The 18,996-nt window shown below is 73.1% G+C and carries 12 protein-coding genes; 5 read left to right on the top strand and 7 right to left on the bottom strand.

The features are described 5' to 3' along the window. Positions 1-5 precede the first annotated feature (5 nt). Both FZ988_RS05430 and FZ988_RS05425 read left to right on the top strand, forming a co-directional pair. The gene (locus tag FZ988_RS05430) at positions 6-1,271 is read left to right on the top strand and encodes a thiolase family protein (RefSeq protein WP_149202961.1); all 1,266 of its coding nucleotides are present in this window, start codon (positions 6-8) and stop codon (positions 1,269-1,271) included. Then, a complete protein-coding gene (locus FZ988_RS05425) occupies positions 1,268-3,436 on the top strand; it encodes a 3-hydroxyacyl-CoA dehydrogenase NAD-binding domain-containing protein (RefSeq protein WP_149202960.1) in 2,169 nt (722 codons plus the stop codon). Before FZ988_RS05430 ends, FZ988_RS05425 begins: the two co-directional genes overlap by 4 nt. Before the next feature lie 106 nt (positions 3,437-3,542). On the opposite strand, the gene pflA is transcribed toward FZ988_RS05425, so the two are convergent. From pflA to dxs, 3 genes are all read right to left on the bottom strand, one after another. Continuing rightward, complete coding sequence (pflA, locus tag FZ988_RS05420) at positions 3,543-4,442, bottom strand: pyruvate formate-lyase-activating protein (protein WP_149202959.1); 900 nt, start codon at positions 4,440-4,442, stop codon at positions 3,543-3,545. Between the two features lie 204 nt (positions 4,443-4,646). Further along, on the bottom strand, positions 4,647-6,908 hold the full coding sequence (gene pflB, locus FZ988_RS05415) for a formate C-acetyltransferase (protein ID WP_149203103.1): 2,262 nt from the start codon (positions 6,906-6,908) through the stop codon (positions 4,647-4,649). A gap of 201 nt (positions 6,909-7,109) precedes the next feature. Next, complete coding sequence (gene dxs, locus FZ988_RS05410) at positions 7,110-8,999, bottom strand: 1-deoxy-D-xylulose-5-phosphate synthase (RefSeq protein WP_149202958.1); 1,890 nt, start codon at positions 8,997-8,999, stop codon at positions 7,110-7,112. A 78-nt stretch (positions 9,000-9,077) separates the two neighbouring features. Between dxs and FZ988_RS05405 the strand changes: the two genes are divergently transcribed. The 3 genes from FZ988_RS05405 to FZ988_RS05395 all read left to right on the top strand — a co-directional run bounded on the left by FZ988_RS05405 (position 9,078) and on the right by FZ988_RS05395 (position 12,055). Continuing rightward, on the top strand, positions 9,078-10,529 hold the full coding sequence (locus FZ988_RS05405) for a GuaB1 family IMP dehydrogenase-related protein (protein WP_149202957.1): 1,452 nt from the start codon (positions 9,078-9,080) through the stop codon (positions 10,527-10,529). A gap of 58 nt (positions 10,530-10,587) precedes the next feature. Continuing rightward, positions 10,588-11,205 carry an NUDIX hydrolase gene (locus FZ988_RS05400; RefSeq protein ID WP_149203102.1) on the top strand — a complete coding sequence of 206 codons (618 nt, stop codon included), beginning with the start codon at positions 10,588-10,590 and terminating at the stop codon, positions 11,203-11,205. A 100-nt stretch (positions 11,206-11,305) separates the two neighbouring features. After that, positions 11,306-12,055, top strand: coding sequence for a type 1 glutamine amidotransferase (locus tag FZ988_RS05395; protein ID WP_149202956.1), 750 nt, complete (start codon positions 11,306-11,308; stop codon positions 12,053-12,055). Positions 12,056-12,082: 27 nt separating this feature from the next. On the opposite strand, the gene FZ988_RS05390 is transcribed toward FZ988_RS05395, so the two are convergent. The 4 genes from FZ988_RS05390 to FZ988_RS05375 all read right to left on the bottom strand — a co-directional run bounded on the left by FZ988_RS05390 (position 12,083) and on the right by FZ988_RS05375 (position 18,851). Then, positions 12,083-12,544: a DUF1801 domain-containing protein gene (locus FZ988_RS05390; protein ID WP_149202955.1), complete on the bottom strand. Its 462-nt coding sequence runs from the start codon at positions 12,542-12,544 to the stop codon at positions 12,083-12,085. 56 nt (positions 12,545-12,600) lie between these two features. Continuing rightward, on the bottom strand, positions 12,601-15,423 hold the full coding sequence (locus FZ988_RS05385; RefSeq protein ID WP_149202954.1) for an aconitate hydratase: 2,823 nt from the start codon (positions 15,421-15,423) through the stop codon (positions 12,601-12,603). 198 nt (positions 15,424-15,621) lie between these two features. Next, positions 15,622-16,869: a class I SAM-dependent RNA methyltransferase gene (locus tag FZ988_RS05380; protein WP_149202953.1), complete on the bottom strand. Its 1,248-nt coding sequence runs from the start codon at positions 16,867-16,869 to the stop codon at positions 15,622-15,624. After that, positions 16,866-18,851, bottom strand: coding sequence for an APC family permease (locus FZ988_RS05375; protein WP_149202952.1), 1,986 nt, complete (start codon positions 18,849-18,851; stop codon positions 16,866-16,868). Before FZ988_RS05375 ends, FZ988_RS05380 begins: the two co-directional genes overlap by 4 nt. Positions 18,852-18,996: the final 145 nt, after the last annotated feature.

The following is an 18,996-nucleotide window of genomic DNA, read 5'->3' as shown; positions in this document are numbered from 1 at the left end:
ATCCGATGTCGCATGCTCCCCTGCCCCGCTCCGTCCGGGGCGTCGTCTTCGTCGACGGCGTCCGGACCCCGTTCGGACGGGCCCGGCCCGACGGGCTCTACGCGCACACCCGAGCCGACGACCTCGCCGTCAAGGCGCTGCGCGAGCTCCTGCGGCGCAACCCCACCCTCCCGCCCGAGCGCATCGACGAGGTCGCCGTCGCGGCGACCACGCAGACCGGCGACCAGGGCCTGACGCTCGGCCGCACCGTCGGCGTCCTCGCGGGCCTCCCCCGCTCGGTCCCCGGCTACGCGATCGACCGCATGTGCGCGGGCGCCATGACAGCCGTCACGACCACCGCGTCGTCGATCGGCTTCGGCGCCCTGGACGTCGCCGTCGCCGGCGGCGTCGAGCACATGGGGCACCACCCGATGGGCGACGGCGCGGACCCCAACCCGCGCTTCCTGTCCGAGCGCCTCGTGAGCGCGGAAGCCCTGAACATGGGCAGCACGGCCGAGAACCTGCACGACCGCTACCCCACGCTGACGCGCGAGCGCGCCGACGCGTTCGGGGTCGCCAGCCAGGCGCGCTACGCCGCGGCGCTCGCCTCGGGCCGCATCGAGCCCGACCTCGTCCCCGTCGCCGTGCGTGACCCCGAGCGCGGGTGGGGCCTGGCCACCGCCGACGAGCCGCCCCGGCCGGGGACGACGGTCGAGCAGGTCCAGGGCCTCCCGACACCGTTCCGCGCCGGTGGCCGGGTCACGGCGGCGACCTCGGCCCCGCTGACCGACGGTGCGGCCATGTGCGCGCTGGCCGCCGAGGACACGGCTGCCGAGCTGGGCCTGACGGCACGCATGCGCCTCGTCTCCTTCGCGTACGCCGGCGTCGACCCCGCGGTCATGGGGCTCGGCCCGGTGCCCGCGACCCACCGGGCGCTCGACCGTGCGGGGCTGACCATCGACGACATCGGGCTCTTCGAGATCAACGAGGCCTTTGCCGTGCAGGTCCTGGCTTTCCTCGACGCGTTCGGCATCGCCGACGACGACCCCCGCGTCAACCCCTACGGCGGCGCGATCGCCGTCGGGCACCCGCTCGCGTCGTCGGGCGTGCGCCTGATGACCCAGCTCGCGCGGCAGTTCGCCGAGCACCCGGAGGTGCGGTACGGCCTCACGACGATGTGCGTGGGCCTCGGCCAGGGCGGCACCGTGATCTGGGAGAACCCGAACCACCGGGACTACGCGGGCGCCCGGCCCGCCACCACGACGACCGCGCACGACGGGGAGGACGCATGAGCCAGACGACCTCGGCGGAGACGACCCGCCCGCAGGACCACACCGACCGTGCCGCCCGCCCCGAGCGCGTCGCGCACGCGCTCGTCCGTGACGTCCAGCTCCCGGCACACGCCGGGACGCTCGCGCTCGTGACGCTCGACAACGGCCTGGACCACACGAAGCCCACGACCCTCGGCCACGCAGGGCTCACCGAGCTGCGTGAGGCGCTGCTCGCGCAGCAGCGGCGTGCCACCGCAGGCGAGATCGTCGCGGTCGCCGTCACGGGCAAGCCGTACTTCCTCGCGGCCGGTGCCGACCTGACCGCGGTCTCCAGGATCACGCGCCGCGAGGAGGCGCGCGGGATCGCCGAGCTCGGGCACGCCACCTACCGCCTGCTCGGCGAGATGGGCGTCCCCACGTTCGCGTACGTCAACGGCGTCGCGCTGGGCGGCGGCCTCGAGCTCGCGCTCGCGTGCGACTACCGGACGGGTGCGGCCGACGTCGGCGCGCTCGCGCTCCCCGAGGCGTACCTGGGCCTCGTGCCCGGCTGGGGCGGCTGCTACCACCTGCCGCGCCTCGTCGGGGTGCGGAACGCGCTCGAGGTGATCCTCACGCGGCCGCTCGCCAACAACCGGATGACGGATGCGGCCGGGGCCCTCGAGCTCGGTGTCCTCGACGTGGTCCTGCACCCCGCCGACTTCCTCGAGCGGTCGATCGCCTGGACGGCCGACGTGCTCGCCGGGCGGGTCGAGGTGGCACGCCGGGAGCCCGAGAGCCAGGAGGAGTGGGACGCCGTCGTGCGTGCGGCGCGCGACCAGCTCGACCGCCGCCTGCACGGCGCCAAGGACGCGCCGTACCGCGCGCTCGACCTCGTCGCGGCGGCCCGGACTGCGGACCGCGACGTCGCGTTCGCGGCGGAGGACGACGCCCTGACCGAGCTCATCATGTCCGAGCAGCTGCGCGCGGGCCTCTACGCGTTCGACCTCGTGACGCGGCGGGCCCGCACGCCCGCCGGCGCGCCGGCCGAGGAGCTCGCGCGGCCCCTGCGGAGCGTCGGCATCGTCGGGGCGGGTCTCATGGCGGGGCAGCTCGCGGTGCTCATCGCGCGCCGGCTGCGCGTCCCCGTCCTCATGCGGGAGGTCGACGACGACCGGGTGGCCGCGGGGCTCGCCGGCATCCGTGGGCTCGTCGAGCAGATGGCCGCGAAGGGCCGCATCTCGCCCGACGAGGCGAACCGTATCCTCGCGTCGGTCACCGTGAGCACCGACCTCGGCACGCTCGCGGGCGCGGACCTCGTCATCGAGGCAGTCACGGAGGTGCTCGAGCTCAAGCAGCGCGTGTTCGCGCAGCTCGAGGACGTCGTCTCGCCCGAGGCGGTCCTCGCGACCAACACCTCGGCGCTCTCCGTGACGGCCATGTCGGCGCACCTGCGGCACCCGGAGCGGGTCGTCGGCCTGCACTTCTTCAACCCTGTCGCCCAGATGCCTCTCGTCGAGGTCGTCCGCACCGCGGCGACGGACGACGCGGCGGCGGCGACCGCGTTCGCGATCGCCAAGAAGCTCGGCAAGACGGCGGTGGGCGTCGCGGACCGTCCCGGCTTCGTCGTCAACCGGCTCCTGCTGCGGATGCTCGCTGAGGTCGCCGCGGCCGCCGAGGGGGGCACGCCCGTGCGCACCGCGGACGTCGCGCTGCGCCCGCTCGGGCTGCCGATGGGCTCGTTCCCGCTGATCCAGCTCGTCGGGCTCCCCGTCGCGCTGCACGTGCTGCGTTCGCTGCACGCCGACCTGGGCGAGCGCTACCCGCTGTCGCCAGGGCTCGAGCGGATCGCCGAGCAGGGCCGCCGGGTGGTCCCGGAGGCCGACGGCCGTGGCAGCGAGCTCGAGGTGGACCCCGCGATCCAGGAGGCGTTCGGCGCGCCAGGCGGGCCGGGTGCGCTCGACGAGGCAGGCGTGCTCGACGCGGTCCTCGCGGGACTCACCCAGGAGATCGGCCTCATGCTCGAGGAGGGGGTCGTCGCCGGCCCGGAGCAGATCGACCTGTGCATGATCCTCGGGGCGGGGTGGCCCATCCACCTTGGCGGCATCACGCCCTACCTGGACCGCACCGGCTACAGCGAACGGGTCCTGGGACGTCGCCTCCTGCCCCTCGGCGTCGCCAGCGTCGCGCCCGCCGTGCAGACGGGCTGACGAGCTGACGGGTGCGGGGCGGCCGCTCGACGTCGGTCGCCCCGCACCCGATCGCTCAGCGCCGGGAGGTCGCGACGCCCCACGGGCCTCGTCGGGACCGGGACGGTCAGTAGACCTTCAGCCCGTGCGAGCGGAACTGGTCACGCACGCGCTCGACGAGCTCCGGCTCGGGTGCGCTCACGTCGTCCAGCTCGTAGCGCATGCCGAGCGACTCCCACTTGTCCCGCCCCATCTGGTGGAACGGGAGCACCTCGACCCGGGTGACCGTGGACAGGGACGCGACGTACCGGGCGACAGCCTCGACGTTCTCGGGCGCGTCCGTCAGGCCGGGGACGAGGACGAACCGGATCCAGATCTCGGTCCCGCGCGCCGCGAGGCGGCGGCCGAACTCGAGCGTCGGGGCGAGCTCGCGGCCCGTCACGCGCTTGTAGGTCTCCGGGATCCCCGACTTGACGTCGAGCAGGACGAGGTCGAGGTCGTCGAGCATCTCGTCCGTGCACGCCGCACCGAGGAAGCCCGAGGTGTCGAGGGCCGTGTGGATCCCCATCTCCTTGGCGCCGCGCAGGATGCGTGCCACGAAGGCGGGCTGCATGAGGGGCTCTCCGCCCGAGATGGTGATGCCGCCGCCGGTGACGCCGAAGATCCCCCGGTAGCGCGTGATGCGGGCGAGCAGCTCGCCGGCCGTGACGGGCTCGCCGCGCCGCATCTCCATCGTGTCGGGGTTGTGGCAGTAGAGGCACCGCAGCGGGCAGCCCGACAGGAAGGTCGTGAGGCGGGTCCCGGGCCCGTCGACGGCGGTGACGAGCTCCCAGGAGTGCACCGAGCCCAGCTCACCGGCACGCATCTGGCTGAAGCGCTCGGAACGGTCGACGTCCGTCAGGTCCAGGCCCGCGGTGCCGCTCGTCGCGCGGACGGACGAGCCGGCGACGACGGGAGCCTCGAGCGAGACGATGGGCGCTCCGGACGGGGTCGCCGTCCGGGTCTGCGTCTGCGTGACCGTTGTCATGTCCTCAGTCTGTCGAGGATCGGCCCAAATTCATAGGACGAATGTCCGCGTGGGGCGGATGTGACCGACGCCACAGACGCCGCCGACGCCGCCACCCGAGGTCCGCCCACCGACGACGCAGCGGCGGGGCAGGTGCCCGTGGACACCTGCCCCGCCGCTGCGGTCACTGCTGCCGACCGACCGGAACGGTCGGCTGTGGCCGGGTCAGAGCCCGCCGTGGAACGTCCGCGACAGCACGTCGAGCTGCTGCTCACGCGTGAGGCGGACGAAGTTGACCGCGTACCCGGACACCCGGATGGTCAGCTGCGGGTAGTTCTCCGGGTGCTCCATCGCGTCCTCGAGGGTCTCGCGGTTGAGCACGTTGATGTTGACGTGGAAGCCCTGCGAGACGTTGTAGCCGTCGAGCAGGCCGACCAGGTTGGTGATCTGCTCGGTGCGGTCCCGGCCGAGGCCCGAGGGCACGACCGTCGACGTGAGCGAGATGCCGTCCTGGGACTCGTCGTAGGGAAGCTTCGCCACCGACAGCGCCGACGCGAGCATGCCGTGCGTGTCGCGCCCGTTCATCGGGTTGGCCCCCGGGGCGAACGGCTCGCCGGCGCGGCGCCCGTCGGGCGTGTTGCCGGTGTGCTTGCCGTAGACCACGTTGGACGTGATCGTCAGCACGGACTGCGTGTGCTTGGCGTTGCGGTAGGTGGGCTGACGGCGGATCTTCTCCATGAAGCTCCGCACGAGCTCGACCGCGATGTCGTCGGCGCGGTCGTCGTCGTTGCCGTACGTCGGGTAGTCACCCTCGACGACGTAGTCGACCACGAGGCCGCTCTCGTCGCGGACCGGCTTGACCGTGGCGTACTTGATCGCGGAGAGCGAGTCGGTCGCGACCGAGAGGCCCGCGATGCCGCACGCGAGGGTCCGCAGGATGGCGCGGTCGTGCAGCGCCATCTCGATGCGCTCGTAGGCGTACTTGTCGTGCGACCAGTGGATGCAGTTGAGCGCGTCCACGTACGTCTGCGCGAGCCACTCGAGGAGCCCGTCGTAGGCCGCGTAGACCTCGTCGTACCGCAGCACGTCGCCGCTGATCGGCATCGTGACGGGGCCGATCTGCTTTCCGCTGACCTCGTCGCGACCGCCGTTGATGGCGTACAGGAGCGCCTTGGCGATGTTGACGCGAGCGCCGAAGAACTGCATCTGCTTGCCGACCGTCATCGCGGACACGCAGCACGCGATGGCCGCGTCGTCGCCGCACTGCGAGCGGATCAGCTCGTCGGACTCGTACTGGATCGCCGAGGTGTCGATCGAGACCTGGGCGCAGAAGCGCTTGAAGCCGTCGGGCAGCTTGTGGCTCCAGAAGACCGTCAGGTTGGGCTCGGGGGCCGGGCCCAGGTTGTAGAGCGTCTGGAGGTAGCGGAACGAGGTGCGCGTGACGAGCGGGCGACCGTCGTCACCCACGCCGCCGAGCGACTCGGTGACCCACGTCGGGTCGCCCGAGAAGAGGGCGTCGTACTCGGGCGTCCGCAGGAACCGGACGATGCGCAGCTTGATCACGAAGTCGTCGATGATCTCCTGCGCCTGCTCCTCGGTGAGGACGCCGGCCGCGATGTCGCGCTCGATGTACACGTCGATGAAGGTCGAGGTGCGGCCCAGCGACATGGCCGCGCCGTTCTGCTCCTTCACGGCGGCCAGGTAGGCGAAGTACAGCCACTGGACGGCCTCGCGGGCGTTGCTCGCCGGCGCGGAGATGTCGTAGCCGTAGGACGCGGCCATCTGCTTGAGCTCGCCGAGGGCGCGGATCTGCTCCGCGTTCTCCTCGCGCTCGCGGATGACGTCCTCGGTGCTGCGCTCCATGTCGAGCTCGACGCGCTCGAGCTTCTTCTGGGCGATCAGGGCGTCGACGCCGTAGAGCGCGACGCGGCGGTAGTCGCCGATGATGCGGCCGCGGCCGTACGCGTCGGGCAGGCCCGTGATGAGGTGCGAGCTGCGGGCCGCGCGGACGTCCGGGGGGTACACGTCGAAGACGCCGGCGTTGTGCGTCTTGCGGTACTCGGTGAAGGTCTTCGCGATGAGCGGGTCGGCCTCGTAGCCGTAGGTCTTGAGGGCGCCCTCGACCATGCGCCAGCCGCCGTAGGGCATGATCGCGCGCTTGAGCGGCGCGTCGGTCTGGAGGCCCACGATGAGCTCGTTGTCGCGGTCGATGTAGCCGGGCGCGTGCGCCGTGATGCTGGAGGGCGTCGAGGCGTCGACGTCGTAGATGCCCTTGGCGCGCTCCTCCGGGAACATCGCGAGCAGCTTGCCCCAGACGCCCGTCGTGCGCTCCGTGGCGCCCGCGAGGAACTCGGCGTCACCGGTGTACGGGGTGTAGTTGCGCTGGATGAAGTCGCGCACGTCCACCGCGTCCTGCCACGGACCGGCGACGAAACCGCGCCATGCCTGCGACTGGTCGTTCTCGCTCGGCTGCGGGGTGACCGCCATGCCGTGGTCTGCCGTGATGGCCATGGAACTTCTCTCCCTCGTGGTCGGGCTCCGGTGTCTACGACGCTACGGGCCAAGACATGGGATGACCTGGGACCTTCGGGTCCAGCCTTCCGCGGGCGCCGTGACGTGCGTCACTTTCCCGGCGGCGACCCACGGGGTCGGATCACGCCGGACCACCGCGACCAGGGCGGCGACGGCTCAGCCGGCGCGGTGGCGCAGCTGGCCGAGCACGTCCTGCGTGACGTCCGCCGCCCGCAGGCGCAGGGCCTCGACGAGCTGGGTACGCGTCGCGTGGTCCAGGAAGCCCAGCGGGATGCCCACGGGCTGCACGGGGACGCTGAGCCCGGCCTCTGCCGCGCGCTGCGCCAGGGCCGCGCCGACACCACCCTCGACGAGACCGTCTTCGAGCACGACGACGTGCCCGTGCTCACCCACCATCTTCACGAGGGCGGCGGGCATCGGCAGGACCCAGCACGGGTCGACGACCGTGACCGCGTAGCCCTCGGCGGCCAGAAGCGCGCCGACCTCGACGGCGGTGTGCGCCATGGGCCCCACGCCGACGACGAGCACGCGACCCACGGGCTCCGCGGCGCCGTCGTGCCGTGCCAGCACGTCCACGCCGTCCACGTCCTCGACCGCCTCGAGCGGGTCGGGCAGCGGCCCCTTGGGGTACCGGACGACGGTGGGCGCGTCGTCGACGTCCATCGCCGTGCGCAGCGCGGAACGCAGGGTCGGCTCGTCCCGGGGGGCGGCGAGCTGCAGGCGCGGCACCACCCGCAGGAGCGCCATGTCCCACATGCCGTTGTGGCTCGCGCCGTCGTCACCCGTCAGGCCGGCGCGGTCGAGCACGAAGGTCACGCCCGCGCGGTGCAGCGCGACGTCCATGAGGACCTGGTCGAACGCCCGGTTGAGGAACGTCGCGTACACGGCCACGACCGGATGGAGCCCCGCGAACGCCATGCCGGCGGCTGACGTCACCGCGTGCTGCTCCGCGATGCCGACGTCGAACGTGCGCGCCGGGAACTCGGCGGCGAACGGCGCGAGACCCACGGGCTGGAGCATCGCCGCGCTGATCGCGACGACGTCGGGGCGACGACGGCCGATCCGGACCATCTCGTCGGCGAACACCGACGTCCAGCCGAAGCGCGACGGCGCGACGGGCAGGCCCGTCTCCGGGTGGATCTGCCCGACGGCGTGGAAACGGTCGGCCACGTCCTGCTCGGCCGGGACGTACCCGCGGCCCTTCTCCGTGATGACGTGCACGATCACCGGGCCGCCGAACGCCTTCGCGAGCCGCAGCGAGTGCTCGACCGCCGCGACGTCGTGCCCGTCCACGGGTCCGATGTACTTGATCCCCAGGTCCTCGAACATGCCCTGCGGCGCGACGACGTCCTTGATGCCCTTCTTGAGCCCGTGCAGCGCGTCGTACGCGAGCCTGCCGGGCGGGCCGGAGCGCCGCAGCGTGCGCTTGCCCCAGGCGAGCACGTGCTCGTAGCCGCGGGCCGTGCGCAGCATGTCGAGGTGGTGCGCGAGCCCCCCGATCGTCGGGTCGTACGAGCGCCCGTTGTCGTTGACGACGACGACCAGACGACGGTCGTGCCCGGCCGCGATGTTGTTGAGCGCCTCCCAGGCCATGCCGCCGGTCAGGGCGCCGTCGCCGATGACCGCGACCACGTGCCGGTCCACGTTGCCCCGCAGGGCGTACGCCTTGGCGATGCCGTCGGCCCAGGACAGGGCCGTGGACGCGTGGGAGTTCTCGACCACGTCGTGCTCCGACTCGGCCCGGCTGGGGTAGCCCGACAGGCCGCCGCGCTGGCGGAGCTCGGAGAAGTCCGTGCGTCCCGTGATCAGCTTGTGCACGTACGACTGGTGGCCGGTGTCGAACACGATCGTGTCCCGCGGCGACTCGAACACGCGGTGCAGCGCGAGCGTCAGCTCGACGACCCCGAGGTTCGGACCCAGGTGCCCGCCCGTGCGGGAGACCGCCTGGATGAGGAACTGCCGGATCTCGAGCGCGAGTGCCGTGAGCTGGCCGGGGCGCAGCGCGCGGACGTCCGCGGGCGAGGTGATCCGGGGCAGGAAGGCCATCCGGCCATCGTACGACGCGAGGCCCGCGGACGCGGGCCCTGGGCCGGGCCCGTCGGCACGCGACCGTACCCTTGTCCCATGCGCTTCCTGCCCGGCCACCAGCCGACGAACGACCTGACCTACGGCGACGTGTTCCTCGTGCCGTCACGCTCCGAGGTCACCTCCCGCTTCGACGTGGACCTGTCGACCACGGACGGGACGGGCACGACCATCCCGGTCGTCGTCGCCAACATGACCGCCGTCTCGGGACGCCGCATGGCCGAGACCGTCGCGCGCCGCGGCGGCGTCGCCGTGATCCCCCAGGACATCCCGACGGACGTCGTGGCCGACGTCGTCCGCACGGTGAAGCAGCGGGACACGGTCGTCGAGAGCGCGGTCGTCGTCGGCCCGTCGGACACGGTGCACACGGCCCTGACCCTCATCGGCAAGCGTTCGCACGGCGCCGCCGTCGTCGTCGGTGACCGCGGCCGTCCGGTCGGCGTCGTGACCGAGGCGGACTGCCTGGGCGTCGACCGCTTCACGCAGGTCTCCGAGGTCATGACGCCCGAGCCGACGGTCGTCGAGGCCGACGTCGTGGCAGGCCCTGGCGGCCTCGAGGCCGCGTTCGAGCGCCTGCACGCGAACCGCAGGCGCTTCGTCCCCGTGGTGCGCGACGGCGCCCTCGTCGGCGTCCTGACCCGGACCGGCGCCCTGCGGAGCTCGATCTACACGCCCGCGCTCGACGCTGCCGGCCGCCTGCGCGTCGGGGCGGCCGTCGGCATCAACGGGGACGTCCGCGCCAAGGCAGCCGCTCTCCTCGAGGCGGGCGTCGACGTCCTGGTCGTCGACACCGCTCACGGCCACCAGCGCAAGATGCTCGACGCCCTCGCGGCGGTGCGCAGCCTCGACCCCGGCGTCCCCGTCGTCGCCGGGAACGTCGTGACCGCCGAGGGCACGCGCGACCTCGTCGAGGCGGGCGCGGACATCGTCAAGGTCGGGGTCGGCCCGGGCGCCATGTGCACCACGCGCATGATGACCGCCGTCGGTCGCCCGCAGCTCTCCGCGGTCCTCGACTGCGCGGCCGAGGCACGCCGGCTCGGTGCCCACGTGTGGGCCGACGGCGGCGTGCGCCACCCCCGTGACGTCGCCCTCGCCCTCGCCGCGGGCGCGTCCCAGGTCATGATCGGCTCCTGGTTCGCCGGGACGCACGAGAGCCCGGGCGACCTGCACAGCACGAGCGACGGCCGCCTGTACAAGGAGAGCTTCGGCATGGCGTCGGCGCGGGCCGTCGCCGCGCGCACGGCCGGTGGGTCCGCCTTCGACCGCGCCCGCAAGGCCCTCTACGAGGAGGGCATCTCCTCCTCACGCATGTACCTCGACCCCGCGCGCCCCGGCGTCGAGGACCTCCTCGACCAGATCACCTCCGGCCTGCGCAGCGCGTGCACGTACGCGGGCGCGACCACGCTCGAGGAGCTCGCGGAGCGCGCCGTCGTCGGCATCCAGTCCGCCGCCGGGTACGACGAGGGCCGGCCGCTGCCCGACGGGTGGTGACCCCCGCGTGACCGCCCGCCCGGCACGGGAGCAGCTCACCGCGCTCGCCGCCCAGGGCATGGCGTGGCCCGGCTGGCCCGCGCCCTCGCCCACCGCCAGGCCGGCGGCCGTGCTCGTGCTGCTCGGAGCCCTCGACCGCGTCCCGGCGCGGCACCGCTCCGCGTCCGTCCCGGCCGACCTCGACGTGCTGCTCGTGGGGCGCGCGGCCTCGCTGAGGCACCACGCCGGCCAGGTGTCCTTCCCGGGTGGGCGCGTGGACCCGGACGACGACGGACCGGTCGGCGCCGCCCTGCGCGAGGCCGTGGAGGAGACCGGGCTGGACGCCGCGGGCGTCGAGGTGCTCGGGACCCTCGGGGAGCTCCCCGTGCCCGTGAGCGACCACCGCGTGACGCCCGTCCTGGCCTGGTGGGCGCGCCCCTCGCCGGTCGGCGTGGTCGACCACCAGGAGTCCGCGCACGTGTTCCGGGCACCCGTCGCCGACCTGCTCGACCCGGCCAACCGCGGCACCGCGGCCATCACCAGCCTGCGCCGGCCACCCGCTCGGCCCGGCCCCGCCTTCGTCGTCGGCCCCCACGTCGTGTGGGGATTCACGGCCCTCGTGCTCGACCGGCTCTTCGACGTCCTGGGGTGGAGCGAGCCCTGGGACCGGTCGCGCAGCGTGACCGTGCGCATCTGAGCGCCTGGGCGTCTGGGCGTCTGGGCGCCTGGGCGCCTGGGCGCCAGTCGTACCCCGTCCGGGGGATCCCCCGGCCCACCGACCTGGCTAGGGTCGTCCCATGGGAGCACCAGGGGGGATCGCGGCCGGAGCGGACGTCGGCCGTGGCGCTGCGGACGGTCGCCCCGTCCTCGTGCTCCAGCACGCCCCCGCGGAGGGGCCGGCACTCATCGCCCGCGCGCTCCGCGGCATCCCACGCGTGACCCGCATCGTCCTCGATGAGGCCTCCCCCGACCTGCCGGACCCGCGCGACGTCGCCGCCGTGGTCGCCATGGGCGGTCCCATGAACGTCGACGACCCGCGCTACCCCGGTCTGGCCGCCGAACGTCGGCTGCTCGCCGACGCGGTGGACGCGGGCGTGCCCGTGCTCGGGGTCTGCCTGGGGATGCAGCTCCTCGCACGCGCCCTCGGGGCGAGGGTGCACCCGGGTGCCGGCTGGGAGCTCGGGTTCGCGCCCGTCGACGTCGTCGCGCCGGACCCCGTGCTCTCGCCGCTGGGCGAGCGCCCGACGGTCCTGCACTGGCACGGGGACCACGCCGAGCTGCCGGCCGGCGCGACACTGCTCGCGACCTCGGCCGTCACACCCGTCCAGGCGTTCCGCGCCGGCAGCGCGCTCGGTCTCCAGTTCCACCTCGAGGTCGACGGCGCGACGCTCCACGAGTGGCTGCGGGTCCCCGAGATGGTCGCCGACCTGGCGACCCACGGCATCCGCGACCTCACCGCGCAGGCGGATGCGGCGATGCCTGCACTCGTCCCCCGCGCCCTCGAGGGCCTCGAGGCGTTCGCCGACGCCGCGCGCGCCCGCCGCTGACCCGGCCGGGTACCTCGCAGCCCGTGCTCAGCCGGCCCCGGGGCCGCTCAGGCGCCGACCGAACGGCTCTCCCCGCGTGAGCGTCGCGTAGGAGCGCCGCACGATCTCCTCGAGCACCCCGACGTCCACGTCGGACAGCCGCCTGACGTACAGGCAGCCCTTGCCGACGCGGTGCCGGCCCAAGGAGGTCAGCAGCTCGGCGTGCTCGTCGACGCCGTCCATGAGGTAGACCGTCGTGGCCGACGCGCGGGGTGAGAAGCCCGCCGCGGGGGCGTCGCCCTCGCGGCCGGACGCGTACGCGTAGTGGTACCGGCCGAAGCCGACGATGGACGTGCCCCACAGGCGCGGTGGCTCGCCCGTCACGCGTCGCATGAGCTCGACGAGCGCCTCGGCGTCCTGACGCCGGACGTCGTCGGTCACCGCCGCGACGAAGGCCGCCACGTCACCGTCGTTCTCCTGCGTCAGGTTCGCCGCTCGTCCGTCGCCCATCCGCCGAGTATGGCTGCCGGTCTCCGTCCGCGCCCGCCTCGCGCCACCGCCTCGTGTCAGGCGCCGACGAGCGACCGCAGGACGTACTGGAGGATCCCGCCGTTGCGGTAGTAGTCGGCCTCACCGGGGGTGTCGATGCGCACCACGGCGTCGAACTCGACCGTCGTGCCGTCGGCCCTGGTCGCACGCACGGCCACGGTCCGCGGCGTCGTCCCCTCGTTGAGCGCCGTGACGCCCGAGACGTCGAAGGTCTCGGTGCCGTCGAGGCCGAGCGAGTCCGCGGACTCCCCCGCCGGGAACTGGAGCGGGAGCACGCCCATCCCGATGAGGTTGGACCGGTGGATCCGCTCGAAGCTCTCGGTGATGACCGCGCGGACGCCCAGAAGGCTCGTGCCCTTCGCGGCCCAGTCGCGCGACGAGCCCGAGCCGTACTCCTTGCCGCCGAGGATGACGAGCGGCACCCCGGCAGCGGCGTACGCCTGGGCGGCGTCGTAGATCGTGGTCTGCTCGCCCGTGAGGTGGTTGACGGTGACGCCGCCCTCGACCCCCGGCACGAGCTGGTTGCGCAGGCGGATGTTGGCGAACGTGCCGCGGATCATGACCTCGTGGTTGCCGCGGCGCGAGCCGTAGGAGTTGAAGTCCCGCCGGTCGACGCCGTGCTCGGCGAGGTAGACGCCGGCGGGGCTGTCGGCCTTGATCGAGCCGGCCGGGCTGATGTGGTCGGTCGTGACGGAGTCACCGAGCTTCGCGAGGACGCGCGCGCCGGCGATGTCGGTCACGGGCTCCGGCGTCGCACCCATGCCGTCGAAGTACGGGGGCTTGCGCACGTACGTGGAGTCGGGAGCCCACGCGAAGGTCGCTCCCTCGGGCGTGGGGAGCGCGCGCCAGCGGTCGTCGCCCGCGAAGACGTCGGCGTAGTCCTTGGTGAACATGGCGCGGTCGATCGAGGTGTCGATGGTCGCCTGGACCTCGGCGGGCGCGGGCCAGATGTCCCGCAGGAAGACGGGCTCCCCGGCCTCGGTGGTGCCCAGCGGCTCGTTCTCGAAGTCGAAGTCCATCGTCCCCGCGAGCGCGTACGCGATCACGAGCGGCGGCGACGCGAGGTAGTTCATCTTCACGTCGGGGTTGATCCGGCCCTCGAAGTTCCGGTTGCCGGACAGGACGGAGACCACGGCGAGGTCGTGCTCGTTGACGACGGCCGAGACCTCCTCGGGCAGCGGGCCCGAGTTGCCGATGCAGGTCGCGCAGCCGTACCCGACGAGGTGGAACCCGAGCTTCTCGAGGTACGGCCACAGGCCGGCCTTCTCGTAGTAGTCGGTCACGACCTTCGAGCCCGGGGCCATGGACGTCTTGACCCACGGCTTCGCGGTCAAGCCCTTCGCGACCGCGTTCTTCGCGAGGAGCCCGGCGGCGAGCATGACCGACGGGTTCGACGTGTTGGTGCACGACGTGATCGAGGCGATGACCACGGCCCCGTGGTCGAGCTCGGTCCGGGTGCCGTCGGCGAGCGTCATGGGGACGCGGCGGTGCGGGCGCCGGGCGCTGTCGCCGCCGGTGACGTGGTGGGGCGCGTCGGAGCTGTCGGTGTGCTCCCCCGCGGCGATGGGGTCGGACGCCGGGAACGTCTCGTCGACGGACTCGTCGAGGCCCGTGAAGGCGGCGGCCTCGACCGAGTCGACGTAGTCGAGGATCGAGGTCGCGAAGGACCCCTTGGCCGCGGTGAGCTCGATGCGGTCCTGGGGGCGCTTGGGACCCGCGATGGACGGGACGACGGTCGACAGGTCGAGCTCGAGGTACTCCGAGAAGACGGGCTCGACGTACTCGGCCGACGACGGGTCGTGCCACAGGCCCTGCGTGCGTGCGTAGGCCTCGACCAGCGCGAGCTGCTCCTGCGACCGGCCGGTCAGGCGCAGGTAGTCCATCGTGACGCCGTCGACCGGGAAGATCGCGCACGTGGAGCCGAACTCGGGGCTCATGTTCCCGATGGTCGCGCGGTTGGCGAGCGGGACCTGGGCGACGCCGTCCCCGTAGAACTCGACGAACTTGCCGACGACGCCGTGCTGCCGCAGCTGCTGCGTGATGGTCAGGACGACGTCGGTCGCGGTCACGCCCGGCGGGATCGCGCCGGTGAGGCGGAACCCGACGACGCGCGGGATGAGCATCGACACGGGCTGGCCGAGCATCGCGGCCTCGGCCTCGATGCCGCCGACGCCCCAGCCGAGGACGCCCAGGCCGTTGACCATCGTGGTGTGGGAGTCGGTCCCGACGCACGTGTCCGGGTAGGCGCGCAGGACGCCGTCGACCGTGCGGGTCATGACAGCCCGTGCGAGGTACTCGATGTTGACCTGGTGCACGATGCCGGTGCCCGGGGGGACGACCTTGAAGTCGTCGAACGCGGTCTGGCCCCAGCGCAGGAACTGGTAGCGCTCGAAGTTGCGCTGGTACTCGAGCTCGACGTTGCGCTCGAACGCGTCCCGGCGGCCCGCGACGTCGATCTGGACGGAGTGGTCGATCACGAGCTCGGCGGGCGCGAGCGGGTTGATGCGGTCGGGGTCGCCACCGAGGTCGGCCACGGCCTCGCGCATCGTGGCGAGGTCCACGACGCACGGCACGCCCGTGAAGTCCTGCATGACGACGCGCGCCGGGGTGAACTGGATCTCGACGCTGGGCTCGGCGGCCGGGTCCCAACCTGCGAGCGCGCGGACGTGGTCGGCGGTGATGTTCGCGCCGTCCTCGGTGCGCAGGAGGTTCTCGGCGAGGACCTTGAGGCTGTACGGGAGGCGGTCGAGACCGGGCACCGCGCTCAGGCGGTAGATCTCGTAGGAGGTCCCGCCGACCTCCAGGGTGGCCTTCGACCCGAACGTGTCGACGCTGCTCACGGCTGCTCCTTCGCTGTCAGACCTGGTTTCTCGCGGGGTGACGGCGTGCGTGCAGCCGCCGGCCCCGGGTCCTCTCGCAGGCTATCGACCTCGACGCCGCGGAGATATCTCGATATCAAGATACATGCTACAGCCCCGGCGCGACGGACGACAGGCGGTTCCGCGCGCCGCCGCCGACCGGCGGACGAGCAAGACCCGTCAGACCCGGTCGAGGACCGCGACGCACTCGACGTGGTGCGTCATCGGGAACAGGTCGAACCCGCGGATGCTCGACAGGTCGTAGCCGTGCCCCGCGAGGTAGGAGACGTCGCGGGCCAGCGCCGCCGGGTCGCACGCGACGTACACGACGCGGTCGGCACCCGTGCGCACGACCTGCTCGATCACCTGACGTCCGGCGCCCACCCGCGGCGGGTCGAGCACGACGACGTCGGCCCGCGGCACGACGTCCGCGGCGAGCACCTCACGGACGCCACCCTGGTGCAGCTCGACGTGCGGCCGCGTGTGCACGTTGCGACGGGCATCCCGGATCGCGCGCGCGTCACCCTCGACGGCGACGACCCTCCCTCGCTCACCGACGGCGTCGGCCAGGGGCACCGTCAGGAGGCCCGAGCCCGCGTAGAGGTCCACGACGGTCGCGCCGTTCCGGTCCCCGACGGCGTCGACGACCGCCTGCGCGAGCACGCCGGGCGCCGCGCGGTGCACCTGCCAGAACCCGTCGGCGGCGACGCGCCAGGTGTACGCGCGTCCGCCGACCTCCGCCGCCTCGCGCACCGACGTCCGTGCGTTCGGGCGACGGTCCGGGCCGCGCTCGCCCCAGGGCTGGCCGTCGACGAGGACCAGCGGTCGGTCACCACCGACAGGCCCGACGGCGGTGATCCGGGCGCCGGGCGACCAACGGCGGGCGAAGAGCCCGAGCTCCGCGATCGAGGGCCCGGCGAGCGGCATGCCGGTGAGCGCGAGCACGTCGTGCGAGCGGAACCCGTGCATGCCGGCACGCCCGTTCTGGTCGGCGACCAGCTCGATGCGCGTGCGCCAGCCCAGGCCGTCGGTCTCCCCGGGCGCCGCCTCGACCTCGACGGTGCGGTCGTCGTGGGCGAGCCGGCGCAGCTGCTCGGCCACGACGGTCGCCTTCCAGGCGCGCTGCGCCGGCAGCGCCACGTGCGCGAGCTCGCCCCCGCCGACCCCGCCGGGCCCCGCCTCGGGCCACGCCGAGGGCACCCGGTCCGGGCTCTCCTCGAGGATCTCGACCGCGTCGGCGCGCCAGAAGCTCGCCCCCTCGGCCGCGTCCGTCAGGTGGGCACGCACCCGCTCGCCCGGGAGGGTGTGCCGCACGAACACCACACGACCCTCGTGACGCGCGACGCAGTGGCCGCCGTGCGCGACAGGACCGACCTCGAGCTCGACGAGGGCTCCCTCGCCGGCGGCGTCGGCGCCCGGGGCGCTCACGGGCGCTCACCGGGTCGCGGGGACGCCTGCGCGACCGAGGACTCGAGCTGCCACGGGACCGAGGCCACGACGACGCCCGGGGTGAAGAGCAGGCGGCTCTTGAGCCGCAGTGCGCTCTGGTTGTGCAAGAGGTGCTCCCACCAGTGCCCGACGACGTACTCGGGGATGTAGACGACGACGAGGTCCCGGGGGCTCTCACGACGGATGGACTTGACGTAGCCGAGGATCGGCCGGGTGATCTCGCGGAACGGCGAGTCGAGGACCTTGAGCGCGACGGGCAGGTCGAGCTGCTCGAACTGCTCACGCAGCGCGGCCACGTCCTCGGGGTCGACGCTCACGGTGACGGCCTCGAGGACCGAGGGCCGGGACGCCCGCGCGTAGGAGATCGCGCGCATCGTGGGCTTGTGCAGGCGTGAGACGAGGACGATGGCGTGCACGCGGCTGGGCAGCGCACGGGCCTGGGCCGGGTCGGGCCCGAGCGCGAGCTCCTCGTGCACGGCGTCGTAGTGACGGCGGATCGCCTGCATCGTGACGAAGACCACGGCCATCGCGAGGATCGCGATCCACGCGCCGCGCGTGAACTTCGTGATGAGCACGACCACCAGGACGGTCCCGGTCAGGCCCAGGCCGATCGCGTTGATGGTGCGCGAGCGCAGCATGCGCTGCCGGGCGGCGCGGTCGTGCTCGGTGCGCAGCGCCCGGTTCCAGTGCTTGACCATGCCGAGCTGGCTCAGCGTGAAGGAGACGAAGACGCCCACGATGTAGAGCTGGATGAGGCGCGTGACCTGGGCGTCGAACGCCCAGATGAGGACGATCGCACCGGCGGCGAGCGAGATGATGCCGTTCGAGAACGCGAGCCGGTCCCCCCGGGTGTGCAGCTGGCGGGGCAGGAACCCGTCGCGCGCGAGGATCGAGCCGAGCACCGGGAAGCCGTTGAACGCCGTGTTCGCCGCGAGCACGAGGATCAGCCCCGTGACGGCGGAGAGCACGAAGAAGGCGACCGGGAAGCCCTGGAACACCGACTCCGCGAGCTGGCTCAGCACGGGGTGCTGCACGTACTCCTCGCCCACGGGGACGCCGTCCCGCAGGAGCTGCTCCGCCGGGACCTCGGCGTAGTGGACCTTGATCGCCCGCGCCAGGAACAGGATCGAGAGGATGAAGGTGATCGAGAGGCCGCCGAGCATCGCGAGCGTCGTCGCCGCGTTCCGGCTCTTCGGCTTGCGGAAGGCGGGCACGCCGTTGCTGATCGCCTCGACACCCGTGAGCGCCGCGCAGCCGGATGCGAAGGCCCGGAGCACGAGGAACGCGCCCGCGAGGCCGGTCAGGCCCTGGTCGAACCCCGCCTCCGGGATGATCGTGAGCTCGGCGCTCTCGGCCAGGGGCAGGTTCCCGCCGACGTAGCGGACGAACCCGACGACGGCCGTGAGGCCGACACCCAGCATGAACAGGTACGTGGGGATGGCGAAGAACGTCCCCGACTCCTTGACGCCGCGCAGGTTCATGAGCGTGAGCAGCAGCACGAGGCCGATCGCGAACGGCACCTCGTGGCCGCGCAGGGCAGGGATCGCCGTGGCCGCGTACTGGGCGCCCGAGGAGATCGACACCGCGACGGTCAGGACGTAGTCGACGAGCAGCGCACTGGCGACCGACACCCCGGCGCGCGGCCCGAGGTTCTCCGTGGCGACCTCGTAGTCGCCCCCGCCGGACGGGTAGGCGTGCACGTTCTGCCGGTAGGAGGCGACCACGACGAGCAGGACGAATGCGACGGCGAGCCCGACCCACGGCGAGATGAGCGCGGCGCTCAGGCCCGCGAGCGACAGGGTGAGGAGGATCTCGTCAGGCGCGTACGCAACCGACGACAGCGCGTCCGAGGCGAAGACGGGGAGCGCGATGCGCTTCGGGAGGAGGGTGTGACCGAGTCGCTCGCTGCTGACCGGCCGGCCGAGCAGCAGACGTTTTGCGGCATCCGCGATGTCCGACACGAGGAGCAATGGTAGGCCCGCCCGGCGACACCCGCTGCCGCGGCCCGCTGGTACGTGCCGCGGACGTCCGGGGCTCCCTCCCCGACCGGCGACAGGCACCGACCACCCGTCCGGGCCCCACGGCCCGCAGCCTGGGCCGCCGACG

Source organism: Actinotalea subterranea (assembly GCF_008364845.1).
Lineage (GTDB): Bacteria > Actinomycetota > Actinomycetes > Actinomycetales > Cellulomonadaceae > Actinotalea > Actinotalea subterranea.
Note: the sequence above shows the minus strand (reverse complement) of the source record. Positions and strands in the feature narration are given on the sequence as shown.

Coding starts and splice junctions, on each gene's coding strand:
- FZ988_RS05405 (WP_149202957.1), top strand. CDS start 9,078: ATGCGCTTCCTGCCCGGCCACCAGCCGACGAACGACCTGACCTACGGC.
- FZ988_RS05400 (WP_149203102.1), top strand. CDS start 10,588: ATGGCGTGGCCCGGCTGGCCCGCGCCCTCGCCCACCGCCAGGCCGGCG.
- FZ988_RS05425 (WP_149202960.1), top strand. CDS start 1,268: ATGAGCCAGACGACCTCGGCGGAGACGACCCGCCCGCAGGACCACACC.
- pflA (WP_149202959.1), bottom strand. CDS start 4,442: ATGACAACGGTCACGCAGACGCAGACCCGGACGGCGACCCCGTCCGGA.
- FZ988_RS05390 (WP_149202955.1), bottom strand. CDS start 12,544: ATGGGCGACGGACGAGCGGCGAACCTGACGCAGGAGAACGACGGTGAC.
- FZ988_RS05395 (WP_149202956.1), top strand. CDS start 11,306: ATGGGAGCACCAGGGGGGATCGCGGCCGGAGCGGACGTCGGCCGTGGC.
- pflB (WP_149203103.1), bottom strand. CDS start 6,908: ATGGCGGTCACCCCGCAGCCGAGCGAGAACGACCAGTCGCAGGCATGG.
- dxs (WP_149202958.1), bottom strand. CDS start 8,999: ATGGCCTTCCTGCCCCGGATCACCTCGCCCGCGGACGTCCGCGCGCTG.
- FZ988_RS05430 (WP_149202961.1), top strand. CDS start 6: ATGTCGCATGCTCCCCTGCCCCGCTCCGTCCGGGGCGTCGTCTTCGTC.